This is a genomic window from Bordetella sp. 2513F2 (assembly GCF_054642735.1).
Genome location: NZ_CM137755.1, coordinates 612,026 through 629,685, shown reverse-complemented (window position 1 = coordinate 629,685; position 17,660 = coordinate 612,026). Strand labels below are relative to the sequence as shown.

Genomic DNA, 17,660 nt, shown 5'->3' with positions numbered 1-17,660 from the left:
GTTCCTTGGACGGGAAATCAGGCTTGGCGGGCCAGCGGCAGCTTGCTGCCGGCGATGGCGCGTTCGCGCAGCACGTCGCCGCGGAAGCGGAACAGTTTGGCGGGCCGGCCGGCGGCGCCTGCCGACATGGCGCCGGTTTCCTCCACCAGCGCCTGCTGCTCCACCAGCCTGCGGAAATTCTGCTTGTGCAGGCCGCGGCCCGCGAGCGCCTCGACCGTATGCTGCAATTGCAACAAGGTGAATTCGGCCGGCATCAATTCGAACACCACGGGCCGGTACTTGATCTTGGCGCGCAGCCGGGCGATGCCGGTTGCCAGGATGCGGCGGTGATCATGCCGCATGGGCAGGCCCGGCGCCAGCGGCCCGGCCGGCGGCGCAGCGCGGCGGCGCACCGCCTCGGGCACCAGCCCGGCCTCGTAGAGCAGCTCGTAGCGCTGCAGCACCATGTCCTCGTTCCAGGGCGCGCCGTCCAGGCCGAAGGTGAGCTCCACCCGCTGGCGCCGCACCGCGGAGGCTGCCGCGTCCTGCCCCTGCCCTGCCCAGTCGCGCAACCGCGGCACGATCAGGCTGTCCAGCACCGCGGGCGTGCCGCCGCGGTGGTCTTCCCACGGGAAGTAGCGGTACCACGGCTGCCACGCCCCGTGGGCGGCCTCGCCGGCCTCGCGGGTGAGGCCCAGGTAGCTCACCGAGATCACCCGCTTGGCGGCGTCTTCGAAACGGTCGCTGTCGGCAAAGGTATAGAGCTGTTCGACGTAACCCAGCGGATGGTGCGTCTGCGCCTCCACCCATGCCCGCAATCCGGCCTGCAGGGAGCGATGCGCCACTTCGAAGGGGCCCGCGGGCAAGGCGTTGGCCTCGCCGGTCGTGAGCACGCGGGGCTCGCCGTGGGTCACGGCAACCAGCACGGCAACCAGTTCTGCGGTCAGGGAGCGGTCGATGGCGGCGTCGATCAAGGGTATGCACCCCCCTGCGCCAGGAGGTGCGCCAGGGTGTGCGCCATTATAGGAGCAGCGGATGCGCCGCAGCGGCATCAGGGCAACAGCCCCTTGCAAACGACACAGCCCGACACCCCGGGGCCTGCGTGCCGGGCCTACCATGTAGAGGTGTTCCACGCCGCCTCGCGCGGCACATCACGGAGACAGCCATGACCAAGCCCCGACACGAAGCGCAGGACAACGGCGGCCGCCGCCAGGACGAAGCGCAGCACACCGACGCACAGACGCCGGCCGGCACCGAGATCCTGCCCATGCCCGACGTGCCCGAGACGGTGGCCGGCATGCCGCGCGACCGCCGGAACATCACCGAGCCTGGCGAACCGGGCGTGATCACCCCGGAAGACGACGTGCTGGACACTTCGCATCCCGGCGCCCGGCGGCGCTGACGGCGCCCCGCAGGCCTGCCCCAGTCCGGGGGTCGGCAGCGCACGGCGATCTGGCGCACAATGAAGGCCCGCGTCCAACCGCCATCCGCCATGCCTGACGACATCTACTTCTACGAGCCCGCCCTGGGCCATGGGCTGCCCCACAACCCGCTCAATGCCATCATCGCGCCCCGCCCCATAGGCTGGATATCCACCTGCGATGCCGCCGGCGCGCGCAACCTTGCGCCCTACAGTTTCTTCAACGCCTTCAATTACACGCCGCCCATCATCGGCTTCTCCAGCACGGGCTACAAGGACAGCGTGCGCAACGTGGAAGCCACCGGCGAATTCTGCTGGAACCTGGCAACGCGCGAGCTGGCCACGGCCATGAATGCCACGTCCGCCACGGTGCCGCCCGAGGTGGACGAATTCGAACTGGCCGGCCTGACGCCCGTGCCTTCGCGCCTGGTACGGCCTGCGCGCGTGGCGGAGAGCCCCGTATCGTTCGAATGCCGGGTCAGCCAGCTGATCGCCCTGCAGGGTGCCGACGGCACCCCGACGGGCAGCTGGCTGGTGCTGGGGGAAGTGGTGGGCGTACATATCCGCACCGCGCTGCTCAAGGACGGCATCTACGATACCGGCGCGGCCCACCCCATCGTGCGCGGCGGAGGCCCCGCCGACTATTTCGCCATCACGCCGGAGGCGCGCTTCCAGATGCGCCGGCCCGACTGACCCGCGATCACTCGGGCTGCGTAGACTTCGCCCGCGACTTCGCGCCGCGCCACCAGTCGGCGTTGCGTATGCCCAGGGCATCCGGGTCGAACACCGGATCCTTGCCGGCGCGCTTCTGCGCCTCATAATCCTTGAGGCACAGCAACGCGGGCTTCTGCACGATCAGGATGGCGATGATGTTGAGCCAGGCCATCACCCCTACGCCGAGGTCGCCGAGATCCCAGGCGGCCCCGGCGCTGCGCACGGAGCCGTAGGTCACGGAAACCAGGATCACCAGCTTCAGCAACATCGTGAGCCACGGCCGGTGCACCTTGCGGTTGATGTAGGCGATGTTGGTCTCGGCGATGTAGTAGTAGGCCACGATGGTGGTGAAGGCGAAGAAGGCCAGCGCCACCGCCACGAACGATGCGCCGAAGCCCGGCAGCACGCTCTCGACGGCGGCCTGGGTGAAGCCCGGGCCGGCCTCCACGCCCTGCAGCGAGTTCACCAGCATCGCGCCGTCGGGTCCCTGCACGTTGTACATGCCGGTCGACAGCATCATGAATGCCGTGGCCGAGCACACCAGCAGCGTGTCCACGTACACCGCGAAAGCCTGCACATACCCTTGCTTGGCGGGATGCGACACCTCGGCCGCGGCAGCGGCGTGCGGGCCCGTGCCCTGGCCGGCCTCGTTGGAATACACCCCGCGCTTGACCCCCCATTCCACGGCCAGGCCCAGCACCGCGCCGAAACCGGCCTCCAGGCCCATCGCGCTCTTGACGATCAGGGCCACCATGGCCGGCACCTGGCCGATGTTCAGCAGCACGATCACGAGGGCCACCAGAATGTAGCCCAGCGCCATGAAGGGCACCACGATCTCGGCGAATGCCGCAATGCGGCGCACCCCGCCGAAGATGATGAAACCCAGCAGGACCACCACCACGGCGGCGCTGACCGTAGGCGCGATGCCCCAGGCATTGCTCATGCCCGAAGCAATGCTGTTGGCCTGCACGCCCGGCAGCAGCAGGCCCATGGCAACGGCAGTGGCCAGGGCGAAGATCCAGGCATACCACCTCTGCCCCATCGCCTTCTCGATGTAATAGGCCGGGCCGCCGCGATACTGGCCGTTGTCGTCCACCTCCTTGTAGAGCTGGCCGAGCGTACATTCGACGTATGACGTGGCGGCGCCCAGGAAGGCCATGACCCACATCCAGAACACCGCGCCCGGACCGCCGAACATGATGGCGGTGGCCACGCCCGCGATATTGCCGGTGCCCACGCGCCCCGACAGCGACATGGCCAGCGCCTGGAACGACGAGACGCCGGCATCGGACTTCTGGCCCCTGAACATGAGCCGGACCATCTCGCCGATGCTGCGCACCTGCATGAAACGCGTGCGCAGCGAAAAATACAGGCCCACGCCCAGGCACAGGTAGATGAGCGCGGAACTCCAGACATAGCCGTTGAGTGTGCGGATGAATTCGGACATGTCCCCCCCCTTTGCACAAATGCCGAAATATAAGCCCGATATGGGCGCGCGAGCGCGCCAGCGCATGGCAGAACGCCCTGGGGCAAACGCCTGTAAGTATTGTCAGGATTATGTAGGGGGACCTCGTGTAGAGTCCGCCGGCGCTTATTTTACGCAGGAGAGCACATGACCGAAGAACGCGAGCCCAGACGACGCTTTCTACAACAGATGGTCGCCGTCGTGCCCGTCTCCACGCTGGCCGCAGGCGCCGGCGCGCTCCAGACAGGCTGCAGCGATGCCGCCGCCGCCCCCGCGGCCCAGCCATACGAACCCACCTATTTCACCGAGGCAGAATGGACCTTCATCAAGGCCGCGGTGGACCACCTGATACCCGAAGACCAGTACGGCCCGGGCGCCATCGCCGCCGGAGTGCCGGAATTCATCGACCGGCAGATGGAAACGCCATACGGCCACGGCAAGCTGTGGTACATGCAGGGTCCGTTCCATCCCGATTCCATTCCCGAGATGGGCTACCAGACCAACCAGACCCCGCGCGACATCTACCGGCACGGCATAGCCGCCTGTGATGCATGGTGCAGGCAGCAGCACGGCAAGGCCTATGCCGAGCTGCCCAGGGACGTGCAGGCGCAGGTGCTCAAGGACCTCGAGGCGGGCAAGATCCATTTCGAGACCGTGCCCGCCAAGACGTTCTTCAGCCATCTGCTGTCCAACACCAAGGAGGGCTTTTTCGCCGACCCCATCCACGGCGGCAACAAGGGCATGGTCGGCTGGAAGATGGTCGGCTTCCCCGGCGCGCGCGCCGACTTCCTCGACTGGATCGACCAGCCGAACGTCAAGTACCCCTACGGGCCCGTGTCCATCTCCGGAGAAAAGGCCTGAACCATGGCAATCAAGAAAGACAAAGTTGATGTGGTGCTGGTCGGCTTCGGCTGGACCGGCGCAATCCTGGGCCAGGAGCTCACCGACGCGGGGCTGAACGTACTGGCGCTGGAACGCGGTGAAATGCGCGACACGCCCACCGACGCGCAATACCCGAAAGTTATCGACGAGCTCACCTACTCGGTGCGCGGCAAGCTGTACCAGGACCTGTCGAAGGAAACCGTGACGATCCGCCACGGCATCAACGACGTGGCCGTCCCGTACCGCCAGCATGGATCCTTCCTGCTGGGCACGGGCGTTGGCGGTGCCGGCTTCCACTGGAACGGCATGCATTACCGCAACCTGCCCGAGGAGCTGGAACTGCGCACGCGCTATGAAGAGCGCTACGGCAAGAAGTTCATCCCCGAGGACATGACGATCCAGGATTTCGGCGTCACCTACGACGAACTGGAACCGTACTACACGCAGTTCGAATACGTGTGCGGCACTTCGGGCAAGGCCGGCAACATCGACGGCAAGATCGTCGAAGGCGGTAATCCTCTCGAAGGCCGGCGCAGCAAGGAATTCCCGCTGCCGCCGCTGAAGAACAGCTACGGCGCGCAGCTTTTCGAGAAGGCAGCCCGCGAAGTGGGCTTCAATCCCTACCCGGCGCCGGCCGACAACGCATCGCAGCCCTACACCAACCCGTACGGCGTGCGCCTCGGCCCCTGTAATTTCTGCGGTTTCTGCGAGAACTACGGGTGCTACATGTACTCCAAGGCCTCGCCGCAGACCACCATCCTGCCGGTGCTGCTCAAGAAGCCCAACTTCGAGCTGCGCACGCACTCGCACGTGATCAAGGTCAACCTCGACTCCACCGGCAAGAAGGCCACCGGCGTGCTGTACATCGACGCGCAGGGCCGCGAGGTGGAACAGCCTGCCGACCTGGTCATCCTGACGGCCTACCAGATGCACAACGTGCGCCTGCTGCTGCTCTCGGGCATCGGCAAGCCGTACGACCCGGTCACCGGCGAAGGCACCGTGGGCAAGAACTACGCCTATCAGATGAACGGCGCTGTCAACGTACTGCTGCCCAAGGGCACGCAGCTCAATCCCTTCATCGGCACGGGCGCCGGCGGCGTCGGCATGGACGACCTCAACGGCGACCAGTTCGACCACGGCCCGCTGGGCTTCATCGGCGGCGCCTCCGTCCGTCACGTGCGCTACGGCGGCCGGCCGATCCGGCAGACGGTCGCGGGGCCGGGCGTGCCCAGCTGGGGCTCGGAGTGGAAAGCCAGCGTGCAGGATCTCTACCAGCGCCACATGAGCATCGGCATGTCGGGCTCGGTGATGTCGTATCGCGACGCCTATCTGTCGCTCGACCCCACTTACAAGGACGCATACGGCCAGCCCCTGCTGCGCATGACCTTCGACTGGCACGACAACGAATTCGACATGATCAGCTACATCGGCTCCCGCATGGAGGAAGTCGCCAAGGCCATGAAGCCCGAGAAGCACTGGCTGGCCGTGCGCAAGAAGGGTTCGCACTACGACACCCGGGTCTACCAGAGCACGCACAACACCGGCGGCGCCATCATGGGCACGCGCCCGGACAACAGCGTGGTCAACAAGTACCTGCAGAGCTGGGACGTATCCAACGTGTTCGTCATGGGCGCCTGCGCCTTCCCGCAGAACATGGGCTACAACCCCACCGGTCTGGTCGGCGCCCTGGCCTATTGGGCGGCGCACCACATCCGCACGCAATACCTGAAGGACCCTGGTCCTCTGGTGCAGGCTTGAGGAGGCGACGACGATGAAGAAATCCCATCTCGCCGCGCCCCTGTTCGCCCTGGCAGCCTGGTCCGCCTGCGCGGCGGCCGCCGACGACGACGCACAGCTGATCCGCCAGGGCGAGTACCTGGCCCGCGCGGGCGACTGCGTCGCCTGCCACACCGCCAAGGACGGCAAGCCGTTCGCCGGCGGCCTGGGCCTGGAGTCGCCGCTGGGCACGATCTACTCCACCAACATCACGCCCGACAAGAAAACCGGCATCGGAGAGTACACGCTCGAGGACTTCGACCGCGCCGTGCGCCACGGCGTGGCCAAGGACGGCCGCTCGCTGTATCCGGCCATGCCCTACACCTCGTACGCCAACGTCAGCCCCGCCGACGTCCGTGCGCTGTATGCCTACTTCATGCACGGGGTCGAGCCCGTCGAGCAGGCCAACCGCGACACCGACATCCCGTGGCCGCTGTCGATGCGCTGGCCGCTGGGCATCTGGCGCATGCTGTTCGCTCCCGACGTGGTCGACGCCGAGGCGCCTGCCGCGGACAGTGCAGACGCCGTGCTGCGGGGCCGTTACCTGGTCGAGGGCCTGGGCCATTGCAGCACCTGCCATACGCCGCGCGGCTTCGCGCTGCAGGAAAAGGCGCTCAGCGACGCCGACGGCACCGAGTTCCTGTCGGGCGGCGTGATCGAGGGCTGGCTGGCCAAGAACCTGCGTGGCGACATGCACGACGGCCTGGGCAGCTGGAGCCAGGAAGACATCGTGGCCTTCCTCAAGGGCGGGCGCAACGGCCATTCGGCGGCGTTCGGCGGCATGGCGCAGGTGGTGCAGGACAGCACGCAGCACCTGTCCGACGCCGACCTGAACGCCATCGCGGCCTACCTCAAGACCCTGTCGCCCGTGAACCCGTCGCAGTCGGCCGCGCTGACATATGACGCGTCCACCGCCCAGGCGCTGCGCAGCGGCAAGGCCGACGCGCGGGGCGCCATGACCTACCTCAACAACTGCGCCGCCTGCCACCGCAGCGACGGCAAGGGCTGGGAAGAAACCTTCCCCAAGCTGGCGTTGAGCAGCACGGTCAATACCGCCGACCCCACGTCGCTCATCCACATCGTGCTCAAGGGCGGCGAGATGCCCTGGACCCAGGCCGCGCCCACGCACTACGGCATGCCGGGCTTCGCCGAACGCCTCACCGATGCGGAAGTCGCTGACGTGGTGAGCTTCGTGCGCAGCAGCTGGGGCAACAAGGCCCCGGCAGTCAGCGCCGAACAGGTCGCCAAGGTGCGCGAGGAAACCGGCGCGCCGGCCGCGCCGGTGCGCTAGGGGCGCCTCTGCCGCCATGACGCCACGGGCCCGCGCTGCGGGGGCCCGTGGCGCGTCCGGCGTTGGCACGTGACGACCGGCGCGGGTTAAGCTTGCCCACGTCCGGCTTCGGGCCAGCCCCGGCCCGAAGAGCCCGGACGCCGAACACGAGGTAGCACGGTGATATTCATTTTCCGCACCGATGAACTGCTGGTGGCCGAATCCGGCCTGGAACTCCCGGACCCTGCCGCCTGTGCGCAGCTGGGCCTGTCGCCCGACTCCCTGCAACGCGTGTGGTTCGACCGCGACCCCCATTGCCGCACCGCCATCGTCGAGCGCAGCGTCGCACCGCCGCCCGGCTACACTTTCCGCAAGCTCCGCACGCTGCTGAGCGAGCTGGGCGAGCACGGCGCACTGGCCGGCCGCGCCTTCCAGATCGCCGAATGGGCGCGCACGCACCGCTATTGCGGCGCCTGCGGCACACCCATGCGGCACGCCGAAACCGAGCTGTGCCTGCGCTGCCCGTCCTGCGGGCTGTCGTCCTACCCGCGCATTTCCCCTGCCATGATGGTGCTGGTGCGCCGCGGCGACCACATCCTGCTCGCGCGGCATGCGCGCTACGCCACCGCGCGCTACACGGCCCTGGCGGGCTTCGTCGAGGCAGGGGAAAGCATAGAACAGACGGTGCATCGCGAGGTCGAGGAAGAAGTCGGGCTGCGCGTGCGTGACCTGCGCTATTTCGGCAGCCAGCCCTGGCCCTTCCCGCACTCGCTCATGATCGCCTTCACCGCCGAGTACGCCGGAGGCGAGCTGCGGCTGCAGCAGGACGAGATCGCCGACGCGCGCTGGTTCGGGCCGGGCGACACCCTGCCCGACGTTCCCTCCGAAGAGACCATCGCCGGCCGCCTGATCCGCGCCCACCTGCCGCCCGGCCTCGCGCTCCAGGCCCATACCGCCTGATCTTGCCCGCGCCGGCGCCGGACGATACGATGGCGGGCCCGCATGCCGCACAGACAGCACACCGCCCATTCCGGCCCGCGGCGCCCGCCGCCGGCGCATACACATCGAGGTAGATCTTGTCCCACGACGCTTCCCGCCTGGTCCGCTTCAGCACTGGCCCGATGGATGACGCCGAGACCGGCGCACCCAGCCGCCCGATCTCGGGCAATACCGTATACCGCACCAGGAATGCCTTCGAGGCCATCGGCGGCCGCGTGTCGTCGGGCGTCTGGGAAAGCTCCGCCGGCAAGTTCCGCTCCGACACCACGGGCTACATCGAATTCGGCTACATCCTCGAAGGCGAAGCGCGCATCGTCGATCCCGATGGCACCGTGCACCATCTCGCGCCAGGAGACCCATTCATCATGCCCGAAGGCTACAAGGGGCACTGGGAGGTCGACTCCCGCGTGAAGAAGGTTTACTTCATCACGCGCGTCGACTGAACGCGCCGCACCGCAGCAATCGGCCGCCCCTCGTGCTCCGCCGGGAAAGCCGCTACGATCGAGCCGTGCGCCATCGGCGCACACCGCGCAGTCAGGATTCCCGAGAATCACAACATCCGGAGATACGCATGAGCGGCTACTACGAATTGAAGTCCAGCGCAGACAAGTACTTCTTCAACCTGAAGGCGGGCAACCACGAGATCATCCTCACCAGCCAGCGCTACGCCAGCAAGGATTCCGCGCTGGCCGGCATCGAGTCGGTACGCAAGAATTCCCCTCAGGACGAGCGCTACGAGCGCAAGACGGCTGCCGACGGCTCGCCCTATTTCACCCTCACCGCCACCAACGGCCAGGACATCGGCCGCAGCGAGATGTACACCAGCGCCAGCGCCCGGGACAACGGCATCGCCTCCGTCAAGAAGAACGCCCCCGACGCCGCCCTAAAGGACCTGACGGCCGCGGCCGCCTGAGCATGAAAATGGCCCGCGGCGGCGCCGCGGGCCGGAACGCTGCAATCAGCCAGCGCCCTCAGGCGGGCGGATCGCGCGCATCCGGGCGGCCATCAGGCCGTCCAGCGCGTTGCCAAAGGCACGCCGGTCGGCCTGGCTGAATGCCGCGGGGCCGCCGGTATCGACTCCTGCATTGCGCAGCTCTTCCATCATGTCGCGCATCGACAGGCGCTCTCGTATGGTGTCCGCCGTATAGCGCTCGCCCCGCGGGCTCAGCACGCAGGCGCCCTTTTCCAGCACCTGGGCCGCCAGCGGGATGTCGCCGGTGATGACCAGGTCGCCGGCGCCGGCGTGCGCCACGATATAGTCGTCGGCCACATCGAAGCCGCGCGGCACCTGCACCGCCCGTATCAAGGGCGATGGCGGCGTACGCAGCATCTGGTTCGCCACCAGCGTCAGCGGGCGCTGCCAGCGCTGCGCCGCCCTGAACAGGATGTCCTTGATCACCGCCGGACAGGCATCGGCATCGACCCAGATGTGCATGACGCTACGCTTTCAGGGCGGCGGCAAGCAGCGTGTCGACCAGTTCATTCACGCCCACGCCATCCGCCTCGGCCCGCGCCCGCAGGGCATCCACCAGCGGCTGGCGCAGCTTGACGGGAAACGGCACCAGGCCGGCCGCCTGGTCGAGCCGCCGCTGTTCGCGGCGATCGGGCATGGCGGAACCGCCGGCGTAGCGCCCGGGCGGAATCGCCGCGTTGAGCTTGCCCATCAGTTTCAGGGCCTTGGTCTTTTCGAGATCGGTTTTTTTCATGGAGGTCGGCGTGCCGCGCCAGTGGCCGGCACGCCGCGCAGGCGGGGAAGGACAGCTAGTGTATGCGTAAAACCCCGCGAGGCCCTTAGCGTGCAGCAACCGTGGGACCTTGCTTGGCTCACAGCGCGTTGCCCGTACCCGCCTCGCTGACGCGGCTCGTCACCCCGCCTGCTGCGGGACATGCGGGCAGGCGGCCAATCCCGCCGGACACTGCCGGGCATCCCCGGCCGGCACGGGCGCCGGCTTGCGCCGGCCGAAGCGGTCCCAGGCTTTTTCGTGGAAGAAGTAGGCGAATGCCTGGACGGTGGGTTCGAGCAGGCTCAGCGTGAGCGAGGCCAGCAGATTGCCCGTTACGGCATAGGCCACCGTTGCGGCCACCATGATGTGCAGCACGTAATAGCTGCCCGTCTTGAGCAGCATGCGCGAGGTTTCGGGGCGGATCGGGGGAATGCGGGACATGAGAGGCTCCATCGGGCAGCAGCAGCATTGATCAAATGATAATAATTATCATTGTTGACGGCCAATTGATAATTCCCGTCATGCCCATAGGGCTTGTTTATCTCCTCTGTCCCGCACCAACGCACCTTATCCCGTGGAGTCGGGGTGGTTTGTCGTTCGCCAGCCCGGTCCACGCCTGGTGCCGCCTGCCGCATCGTGCAGAGGCATTCCGTAACACGCTGTGCTAGATTCCCGCCACGCCCCGTCTTCCATGGAGAACGTTAGATGTATGCCCGCATTGCCGTGCTGACCTTCGTGCTGAGCGCCACCATGCCTTTGACGGCGCAGGCACAGGCAACCGGGAAACCTTCTCCTCCAGCCCCGCAGGCCAGAACGCAGGAGATCGTGATCACGGCCGACAGGCCCACGCACTATCCGCCGGCGCTGAGCAGGGCTGGCGTCCAGGGTACGGCGATAGTGCGCGCCACGTTCAAGCCTGACGGCGCAGTAGGCAAGGCTGCCGTGGAAACCACGTCGCGCTCGAAGGCCCTGGATGATGCCGCGCTGTCTGTGGTCCGCGAACTGAAGGCACCGCCGCAGTCTTCATCTCAGGTCTTGCTGGTGCCGGTCACGTTCAGGAAGGACACAGCCGCCAACCTGAAGCAAAAGAGCTGCGCCGATTTGAATACCGACCTGGCCTACTCCCGCTCCGTATTCCCGGAGGTCGACGTCGCTTCTCGCACTGTATTCAATCTGGCCACGGGAATGTTGGTGATGTCGGTCAGCGGCCAGAGCCGCGTCACGCTGGCAAAGGGAATAAAGAAAGCCATCACGACATCGATCGCGATGTGCGAGCTGCAACCGGGAGCCAACTTCTGGACCGTGTTCAGACGCGCAGCCGAACAAGCTCGGGCCAACTGAGCGGCAGGCTGCCACTTAAAGCGAAGCGGAAAAGAAAAACCCCGTAGATGCTGGTTTCTACGGGGTTTTCAGTTTCTGGACCTGCCTGGGAGAATTCTCTGGCGGACAGAGGGGGATTCGAACCCCCGATACGCTATTCACGTATACACGCTTTCCAGGCGTGCGCCTTCAACCGCTCGGCCACCTGTCCGGGATCGCAAGAAATGCGAATCCGCGATTCTAGCAGAACGCGGCGGCTCCGGCATCTCGCCGGACAAAATAGGGACGTAGCTCCAGGGCCGAGCACTCAGGGGTCGATCTGCCGATACGACAGCACGGTGCCCTCGGGCGAGGTCTCTTCCAGCCTGACGCGGAACCCCCACAGCCGGCCCAGGTGCTTCATGACCTGCTCGGCCTCGGCAGCGGCCAGCGGCCTGCCGCGGTTCTGCTGGTGGCGCAGCACGAGCGAACGGTCGGAATCGCGGTTGTAGCGCACGACCTGGATGTCGGGCACATGGTTGTCGCGGTTGTACTGGGCAGCGAGCAGGCGGCGGATGTCGCGGTAGCCTTCGTCGTCGTGGATGGCCGCCACCTCCAGCTTGGGGTTGGCCTGATGGTCGGCGATGGCGAAGAAGTGGAATTCGCGGATCAGCCGCGGCGACAGATACTGCGCAATGAAGGACTCGTCCTTGAAGTTGCGCATGGCGAAGTCCAGCGTGCTCAGCCACTCGGAGCCGGCGATGTCGGGGAACCACTGGCGGTCTTCGGGCGTGGGGTTCTCGCAGATGCGGCGGATGTCCTGCATCATGGCGTAGCCCAGGGCATACGGGTTCATGCCGCCGTAGCCGCGCTCGTCGAATCCACGCTGGCTGACCACGCTGGTGTGGCTCTGCAGGAACTCCATCATGAAGCCATCGGTGACGCGGCCCTGCTGGTGCAGGCGATTCAGCAGCGTGTAGTGCCAGAAGGTGGCCCAGCCCTCGTTCATCACCTTGGTCTGGGTCTGCGGGTAGAAGTACTGGGCGATCTTGCGCACGATGCGCACCAGTTCCTTCTGCCAGGGCTCGAGCTTGGGCGCATGCTTCTCGATGAAGTAGAGCAGGTTCTCCTCGGGCTCGGGCGGGAACACGTTGCGGCGTGTCGTCTCGGCAGGGGAGCTTTCCGGTTGCGGCACGGTGCGCCACAGGTCGTTGTATTGCAGGCGCGCATGTTCCTCGCGCTCGGCCTGGCGCCGGGCTTCCTCGCGGTATGACATGGGCGCTGGCCGCTTGTAGCGGTCCACGCCATGCAGGCTCAGGGCATGGCAGGAATCCAGGATGGCCTCGACCGCCTCGATGCCGTAGCGCTCCTCGCAGTCCATCACGTATTTGCGCGCGAACACCAGGTAGTCCAGCACGCCGTCGGCGTCGGTCCACTGGCGGAACAGGTAGTTGCTCTTGAAGAAGGAGTTGTGGCCATAGCAGGCATGCGCGATCACCAGCGCCTGCATCGCCATGGAGTTCTCCTCCATCAGGTAGGAGATGCAGGGATTGGAATTGATGACGATCTCGTAGGCCAGGCCCTGCATGCCCTTGCGGTAGTACTGCTCGTTGCGGATGAACTCCTTGCCGTACGACCAGTGCGGGTAGCCGATGGGCAGGCCGGCCGAGGCGTAGGCGTCGAGCATCTGCTCGGAGGTGATGATCTCGATCTGGTTGGGATAGGTGTCCAGCCGGTAGGCGCCCGCCACTTCGGAAATGGCTTCGTCATAGCGCTGGATCAGCTCGAACGTCCATTCCGAGCCTTCGGAGATGGGGCGTGCCCGCCCCAGGGCCGCCAGTTCGGCTCGGGAACCCGTGATGGCATTCATGTTGCCCCCTTTGCCCCGCGAGGGGAATCCAGGTGGAGGCGGCGCTGGCCGATCATGCCGTCTCCTTCTTGAACAGGTCGTGGAACACGGGATAGATTTCGCCGCGTTCGCAGATGCGGCGCATGGCGAAATGCGGCGCAGACTCCTGCTCGTATTCGGCCCACAGGCTGCTCTTGCGCGCCTCGGGGGAATCCGGCACCTCGATGTAGGCGAAGTATCGCGTGGCAGGCAGCAGGTGCTCGGCCAGGAAACGCGCACTCTTGCCCGCATCGGCGCCGAAGGAGTCGCCGTCGCTGGCCTGCGCGGCGTAGACGTTCCATGCAGAGGGCGGATAGCGCTCGAGCATGATCTCGCGCATGAGCTCCAGCGCCGAGAGCACGATGGTGCCGCCGCTCTTGGGATCGTAGAAGAACGTCTGTTCGTCGACTTCCTCCGCGTTGTCGGTGTGGCGGATGAAGATCAGGTCGACGTGTTCGTACTTGCGCGACAGGAACAGGTACAGCAGCGTGAAGAAGCGCTTGGCGAGATCCTTCTTGTGCTCGTCCATCGAGCCCGAGACGTCCATCAGGCAGAACATCACGGCGCGCGCCACGGGCACCGGCACGGCAACGCGGTGGCGATAGCGCAGGTCCAGGTCGTCGAGGAAGGGCACGCGCGCCACGCGCGTCTCCCATTCCTCGATTTCGGCACGCAGGGCCGCGATCTCGTCGGCCGGCGCCGACCGCGCCTCGGCCTCGGCCAGCCTGGCCTGGGCGTCCTCCAGGCCATGGCGCGCATTCATGCCGAGGGCCACACGGCGCGACAGCGATTGCTTGAGCGTGCGGTTCACGCTCAGCGTGCTGGGCGAGCCGGACGTGGTGTAGCCGGCGCGCTGCCATTTGGTCTGGGATACGTCGCCGAGCTGGGTGCGTATCAGGTGCGGCAGTTCGAGGTCATCGAAGAACAGGCCCAGGAATTCCGCGCGCGAGAGGCTGAAGGTGAACTGGTCCACCGACTCGCCCTGCCCGGGCTCCCCGCCGCCGCCCTCGCCCTCCCCGCCAGAGGGACGGTCGAAGGTATCGCCCTTGGCGAACTCGCGGTTGCCTGGATGGACGATCTCGCGATCGCCTCCGGGGCCGTAGCGGAAACGCGGTTCGGAGATGTCGCGTGCGGGCAGATTGATCTCCCCGCCGCGATCCATGTCTTCGATGGACCGTTCCCGGACCATGTCGCCTACCGCCTTGCGGATCTGTTCCTTGTAGCGGCGCAGGAACCGTTCGCGGTTGACAGCGCTCTTGTTGCGGCCATTCAAGCGCCGGTCGATGAGCGAATTCATTGATGTACCCCGCTCAGGAGGACTTCCTTACGCGAAGATACCACTCGCACAGGAGCCGAACCTGTTTTTCGGTGTAACCCTTCTCCACCATTCTGTCGACGAAGCTCTGGTGCTTGGAGCGGTCTTCGGCCGAGGCCTTGGCGTTGAAGGAAATCACCGGGAGCAGGTCCTCGGTGTTGGAGAACATCTTCTTCTCGATGACTTCGCGCAGCTTTTCGTAACTCGTCCAGTTGGGATTGCGGCCCGCGTTGTTGGCGCGCGCCCGCAGTACGAAGTTGACGATCTCGTTGCGGAAGTCCTTCGGGTTGGCGATGCCCGCCGGTTTCTCGATTTTCTCGAGTTCATCGTTCAGCGCGCTGCGGTCGAAGCTCTCGCCGGTTTCGGGATCGCGGAATTCCTCGTCCTGGATCCAGCAGTCGGCGAAAGTGACGTAGCGGTCGAAGATGTTCTGCCCGTACTCGGAGTAGGACTCCAGGTAGGCGGTCTGGATCTCCTTGCCGATGAACTCGGCATAGCGCGGCGCCAGGTAGCCCTTGATGAACTCGAGATAGCGGCGCCGCGTTTCCTCGGGGAAGTCTTCGCGGGCGATACGCTGCTCGAGCACGTACATCAGGTGCACGGGGTTGGCCGCGACCTCGGTCTGGTCGTGATTGAAGACGCTGGACAATATCTTGTAGGCGAAGCGGGTGGACACGCCCGTCATGCCCTCGTCGGTGCCGGCGTAGTCCTTGTATTCCTGCAGGGCCTTGGCCTTGGGGTCCACGTCTTTCAGGGATTCGCCGTCGTAGACGCGCATCTTGGAATAGATGCTGGAATTCTCCGGCTCCTTCAGCCGCGTGAGCACCGAGAACTGCGCCATCATGTCGAGCGTGCCCGGGGCGCACGGCGCCTCGGCCAGCGAGCTGTGGCGCAGCAGCTTCTCGTAGATGCGCACCTCTTCCGACACCTGCAGGCAGTACGGCACCTTCACGATGTAGATGCGGTCGAGGAAGGCCTCGTTGTGCTTGTTGTTGCGGAAGGTCTGCCACTCGGATTCGTTGGAGTGGGCCAGGATCATGCCGTTGAACGGAATGGCCGAGAAGCCCTCGGTGCCCTTGAAGTTGCCTTCCTGCGTGGCCGTGAGCAGCGGATGCAGCATCTTGATGGGCGCCTTGAACATCTCGACGAACTCCAGCAGCCCCTGGTTGGCCAGGCACAGGCCGCCGGAGTAGCTGTAGGCGTCGGGATCGTCCTGCGAGTAGCGGTCGAGCTTGCGGATGTCGACCTTGCCCACCAGCGAGGAGATGTCCTGGTTGTTCTCGTCACCGGGCTCGGTCTTGGCGATGGCCACCTGGCGCAGCACCGAGGGGTTGAGGCGCACGACGCGGAACTGGGAGATGTCGCCGTCGAACTCGCGCAGCCGCTTCACTGCCCAGGGCGACATGATGCCGTGCAGGTAGCGCTTGGGTATGCCGTATTCGGCCTCGAGCTGCTCGCCGAAGCGGTCGGGGTTGAAGAGCCCGAGCGGAGATTCGTTGACCGGCGAGCCCTTGAGGGCGTAGATGGGATGGGCTTCCATCAGCACCTTGAGGCGCTCGGCGATGGACGACTTGCCGCCACCGACCGGCCCCAGCAGATAGAGGATCTGCTTGCGTTCCTCGAGGCCCTGGGCGGCATGCTTGAAGAACGCCACGATCTGGTCGATGACGTCTTCCATGCCGTAGAACTCGCGGAAAGCGGGATAACGGCGGATGACGCGGTTCGAGAACAACCGCGAAAGGCGCGGATCGTTGCGTGTGTCGATCAGCTCGGGTTCGCCGATCGCGGACAACATGCGTTCGGCGGGGCTTGCGTAGACCATCGGGTCCCGCTTGGCCAGGGCCAGATACTCTTCAAGCGAGAGCTCCGTCTCCTGGTCTCTGGCGTACTGCGACTTGAAGCCTTCGAGGATGCTTTGCACGACCAACCCTCCTACGGATGCCAAAGATAAAAACAGGTCGCCTGTTGTTCATTGTGTTCCTGTAGCAAGAGCGGTGCCAGACATTATTGCGATTCTCCGGACCCCATCATCTTGACGTGGCGGTTTCACCACACACAATAGAAAGCCCCTCGGCGGCTGTTTTTGATTAGGCCCCGATGTTCCCGCACAAGTTCCATGCGGTGTGGATTTGGGGTCGGTTTTTACCTAGCATGACATTTGCATACCTGTCAGCAGCCGCATGCAGCGAGTGCTAATCCCAGGAAAAAAGTCATGACATGCACGTCCCTGTGCAGGCGATGCACGCATCTGCGCATCGCGCACGCAGACAGTGCATCGCAGGTCGTCAGCGTGGTGCCGTGGCGAGCATGCGTTCGACGTAGCGGGCGATGGTGTCGATCTCGACGTTGACCTTGTCGCCGACGCGGATATTGCGCAGCGTGGTCACCGATTGCGTATGCGGGATGATGTTGATGCTGATGTCGCAGCCATCCGCATGGTCATGTACGCGATTCACCGTGAGGCTGATGCCGTTGATGGCCACCGACCCCTTGTACGCCAGATAGCGGCCCAGCGCGGCAGGCACGCGCAGGGCCAGCTCGCGCGATTCGCCCACCGGGGCGAAGCGCAGCACTTCGCCCAGCCCGTCCACGTGCCCGGACACCAGGTGACCGCCGATGGCATCGCCTACGCGCAGGGATTTCTCGAGATTCACCTCGCCCGGGCGATCCAGCCCCACGGTGCGGGCCAGGCTTTCCTGCGAGACGTCGACTTCGAAATGGCCCGGCGCAGGCAGCGAAACCACTGTCATGCAGGCGCCCTGGATGGCGATCGAATCGCCGATGCGCACGTCGTCCAGGCCCAGCGCAGTGGCCTCGACGTCGAGCCGCACCCCGGCCTGGGCGCCTTCTTCCAGCGGCTTGACCTCGACGATGCGGCCGACGGCCGCGACCAGACCCGTGAACATGATTTGCTCCTGTTTCAATTCGT

Annotated in this window: 18 protein-coding genes and 1 tRNA gene; 9 read left to right on the top strand and 10 right to left on the bottom strand. The window is 65.7% G+C overall.

Annotated features, from left to right (window positions below):
- Positions 1–17: 17 nt before the first annotated feature.
- Positions 18–953, bottom strand: a complete 936-nt coding sequence (locus ACYBYQ_RS02960) for an NUDIX hydrolase (RefSeq protein WP_459616904.1) — start codon at positions 951–953, stop codon at positions 18–20.
- Between the two features lie 191 nt (positions 954–1,144).
- Here ACYBYQ_RS02960 and ACYBYQ_RS02955 point away from each other — a divergent pair, with 191 nt between their 5' ends.
- Positions 1,145–1,381, top strand: coding sequence for a hypothetical protein (locus ACYBYQ_RS02955; protein WP_459616903.1), 237 nt, complete (start codon positions 1,145–1,147; stop codon positions 1,379–1,381).
- A gap of 90 nt (positions 1,382–1,471) precedes the next feature.
- The gene (locus tag ACYBYQ_RS02950) at positions 1,472–2,092 is read left to right on the top strand and encodes a flavin reductase family protein (RefSeq protein WP_459616902.1); all 621 of its coding nucleotides are present in this window, start codon (positions 1,472–1,474) and stop codon (positions 2,090–2,092) included.
- A gap of 7 nt (positions 2,093–2,099) precedes the next feature.
- On the opposite strand, the gene ACYBYQ_RS02945 is transcribed toward ACYBYQ_RS02950, so the two are convergent.
- Complete coding sequence (locus tag ACYBYQ_RS02945) at positions 2,100–3,560, bottom strand: alanine/glycine:cation symporter family protein (RefSeq protein ID WP_459616901.1); 1,461 nt, start codon at positions 3,558–3,560, stop codon at positions 2,100–2,102.
- Between the two features lie 165 nt (positions 3,561–3,725).
- Between ACYBYQ_RS02945 and ACYBYQ_RS02940 the strand changes: the two genes are divergently transcribed.
- The 6 genes from ACYBYQ_RS02940 to ACYBYQ_RS02915 all read left to right on the top strand — a co-directional run bounded on the left by ACYBYQ_RS02940 (position 3,726) and on the right by ACYBYQ_RS02915 (position 9,418).
- Positions 3,726–4,439, top strand: coding sequence for a gluconate 2-dehydrogenase subunit 3 family protein (locus tag ACYBYQ_RS02940; protein ID WP_459616900.1), 714 nt, complete (start codon positions 3,726–3,728; stop codon positions 4,437–4,439).
- A 3-nt stretch (positions 4,440–4,442) separates the two neighbouring features.
- Positions 4,443–6,218, top strand: a complete 1,776-nt coding sequence (locus tag ACYBYQ_RS02935; RefSeq protein ID WP_459616899.1) for a GMC family oxidoreductase — start codon at positions 4,443–4,445, stop codon at positions 6,216–6,218.
- A gap of 13 nt (positions 6,219–6,231) precedes the next feature.
- Positions 6,232–7,527 carry a c-type cytochrome gene (locus ACYBYQ_RS02930; protein WP_459616898.1) on the top strand — a complete coding sequence of 432 codons (1,296 nt, stop codon included), beginning with the start codon at positions 6,232–6,234 and terminating at the stop codon, positions 7,525–7,527.
- 159 nt (positions 7,528–7,686) lie between these two features.
- The gene (gene nudC, locus ACYBYQ_RS02925) at positions 7,687–8,466 is read left to right on the top strand and encodes an NAD(+) diphosphatase (protein ID WP_459616897.1); all 780 of its coding nucleotides are present in this window, start codon (positions 7,687–7,689) and stop codon (positions 8,464–8,466) included.
- A 161-nt stretch (positions 8,467–8,627) separates the two neighbouring features.
- Positions 8,628–8,948: a cupin domain-containing protein gene (locus tag ACYBYQ_RS02920; protein ID WP_459618691.1), complete on the top strand. Its 321-nt coding sequence runs from the start codon at positions 8,628–8,630 to the stop codon at positions 8,946–8,948.
- A gap of 128 nt (positions 8,949–9,076) precedes the next feature.
- A complete protein-coding gene (locus tag ACYBYQ_RS02915; protein ID WP_459616896.1) occupies positions 9,077–9,418 on the top strand; it encodes a YegP family protein in 342 nt (113 codons plus the stop codon).
- Between the two features lie 45 nt (positions 9,419–9,463).
- Here ACYBYQ_RS02915 and ACYBYQ_RS02910 read toward each other — a convergent pair whose 3' ends face one another.
- From ACYBYQ_RS02910 to ACYBYQ_RS02900, 3 genes are all read right to left on the bottom strand, one after another.
- Positions 9,464–9,940: a YaiI/YqxD family protein gene (locus tag ACYBYQ_RS02910; RefSeq protein WP_459616895.1), complete on the bottom strand. Its 477-nt coding sequence runs from the start codon at positions 9,938–9,940 to the stop codon at positions 9,464–9,466.
- A 4-nt stretch (positions 9,941–9,944) separates the two neighbouring features.
- A complete protein-coding gene (locus tag ACYBYQ_RS02905; protein ID WP_459616894.1) occupies positions 9,945–10,211 on the bottom strand; it encodes a hypothetical protein in 267 nt (88 codons plus the stop codon).
- A 159-nt stretch (positions 10,212–10,370) separates the two neighbouring features.
- On the bottom strand, positions 10,371–10,670 hold the full coding sequence (locus tag ACYBYQ_RS02900) for a DUF2061 domain-containing protein (RefSeq protein ID WP_459616893.1): 300 nt from the start codon (positions 10,668–10,670) through the stop codon (positions 10,371–10,373).
- Positions 10,671–10,934: 264 nt separating this feature from the next.
- Between ACYBYQ_RS02900 and ACYBYQ_RS02895 the strand changes: the two genes are divergently transcribed.
- Positions 10,935–11,570, top strand: coding sequence for a TonB family protein (locus tag ACYBYQ_RS02895; RefSeq protein WP_459616892.1), 636 nt, complete (start codon positions 10,935–10,937; stop codon positions 11,568–11,570).
- A gap of 99 nt (positions 11,571–11,669) precedes the next feature.
- On the opposite strand, the gene ACYBYQ_RS02890 is transcribed toward ACYBYQ_RS02895, so the two are convergent.
- The 5 genes from ACYBYQ_RS02890 to ACYBYQ_RS02870 form a co-directional block, all read right to left on the bottom strand.
- Positions 11,670–11,760 (bottom strand) — tRNA-Ser (locus tag ACYBYQ_RS02890).
- Positions 11,761–11,856: 96 nt separating this feature from the next.
- Positions 11,857–13,398 (bottom strand): SpoVR family protein, encoded by a 1,542-nt coding sequence (locus ACYBYQ_RS02885; protein ID WP_459616891.1) that lies wholly within the window; start codon positions 13,396–13,398, stop codon positions 11,857–11,859.
- 52 nt (positions 13,399–13,450) lie between these two features.
- Positions 13,451–14,713, bottom strand: a complete 1,263-nt coding sequence (locus ACYBYQ_RS02880) for a YeaH/YhbH family protein (RefSeq protein ID WP_459616890.1) — start codon at positions 14,711–14,713, stop codon at positions 13,451–13,453.
- 13 nt (positions 14,714–14,726) lie between these two features.
- The gene (locus ACYBYQ_RS02875) at positions 14,727–16,643 is read right to left on the bottom strand and encodes a PrkA family serine protein kinase (protein ID WP_459618690.1); all 1,917 of its coding nucleotides are present in this window, start codon (positions 16,641–16,643) and stop codon (positions 14,727–14,729) included.
- Between the two features lie 373 nt (positions 16,644–17,016).
- The gene (locus tag ACYBYQ_RS02870; RefSeq protein ID WP_459616889.1) at positions 17,017–17,637 is read right to left on the bottom strand and encodes a riboflavin synthase; all 621 of its coding nucleotides are present in this window, start codon (positions 17,635–17,637) and stop codon (positions 17,017–17,019) included.
- Positions 17,638–17,660: the final 23 nt, after the last annotated feature.

Coding starts and splice junctions, on each gene's coding strand:
- ACYBYQ_RS02930 (WP_459616898.1), top strand. CDS start 6,232: ATGAAGAAATCCCATCTCGCCGCGCCCCTGTTCGCCCTGGCAGCCTGG.
- ACYBYQ_RS02895 (WP_459616892.1), top strand. CDS start 10,935: ATGTATGCCCGCATTGCCGTGCTGACCTTCGTGCTGAGCGCCACCATG.
- ACYBYQ_RS02940 (WP_459616900.1), top strand. CDS start 3,726: ATGACCGAAGAACGCGAGCCCAGACGACGCTTTCTACAACAGATGGTC.
- ACYBYQ_RS02900 (WP_459616893.1), bottom strand. CDS start 10,670: ATGTCCCGCATTCCCCCGATCCGCCCCGAAACCTCGCGCATGCTGCTC.
- ACYBYQ_RS02935 (WP_459616899.1), top strand. CDS start 4,443: ATGGCAATCAAGAAAGACAAAGTTGATGTGGTGCTGGTCGGCTTCGGC.
- ACYBYQ_RS02945 (WP_459616901.1), bottom strand. CDS start 3,560: ATGTCCGAATTCATCCGCACACTCAACGGCTATGTCTGGAGTTCCGCG.
- ACYBYQ_RS02905 (WP_459616894.1), bottom strand. CDS start 10,211: ATGAAAAAAACCGATCTCGAAAAGACCAAGGCCCTGAAACTGATGGGC.
- ACYBYQ_RS02885 (WP_459616891.1), bottom strand. CDS start 13,398: ATGAATGCCATCACGGGTTCCCGAGCCGAACTGGCGGCCCTGGGGCGG.
- ACYBYQ_RS02880 (WP_459616890.1), bottom strand. CDS start 14,713: ATGAATTCGCTCATCGACCGGCGCTTGAATGGCCGCAACAAGAGCGCT.
- ACYBYQ_RS02870 (WP_459616889.1), bottom strand. CDS start 17,637: ATGTTCACGGGTCTGGTCGCGGCCGTCGGCCGCATCGTCGAGGTCAAG.
- ACYBYQ_RS02950 (WP_459616902.1), top strand. CDS start 1,472: ATGCCTGACGACATCTACTTCTACGAGCCCGCCCTGGGCCATGGGCTG.
- ACYBYQ_RS02955 (WP_459616903.1), top strand. CDS start 1,145: ATGACCAAGCCCCGACACGAAGCGCAGGACAACGGCGGCCGCCGCCAG.
- ACYBYQ_RS02920 (WP_459618691.1), top strand. CDS start 8,628: ATGGATGACGCCGAGACCGGCGCACCCAGCCGCCCGATCTCGGGCAAT.
- ACYBYQ_RS02910 (WP_459616895.1), bottom strand. CDS start 9,940: ATGCACATCTGGGTCGATGCCGATGCCTGTCCGGCGGTGATCAAGGAC.
- ACYBYQ_RS02915 (WP_459616896.1), top strand. CDS start 9,077: ATGAGCGGCTACTACGAATTGAAGTCCAGCGCAGACAAGTACTTCTTC.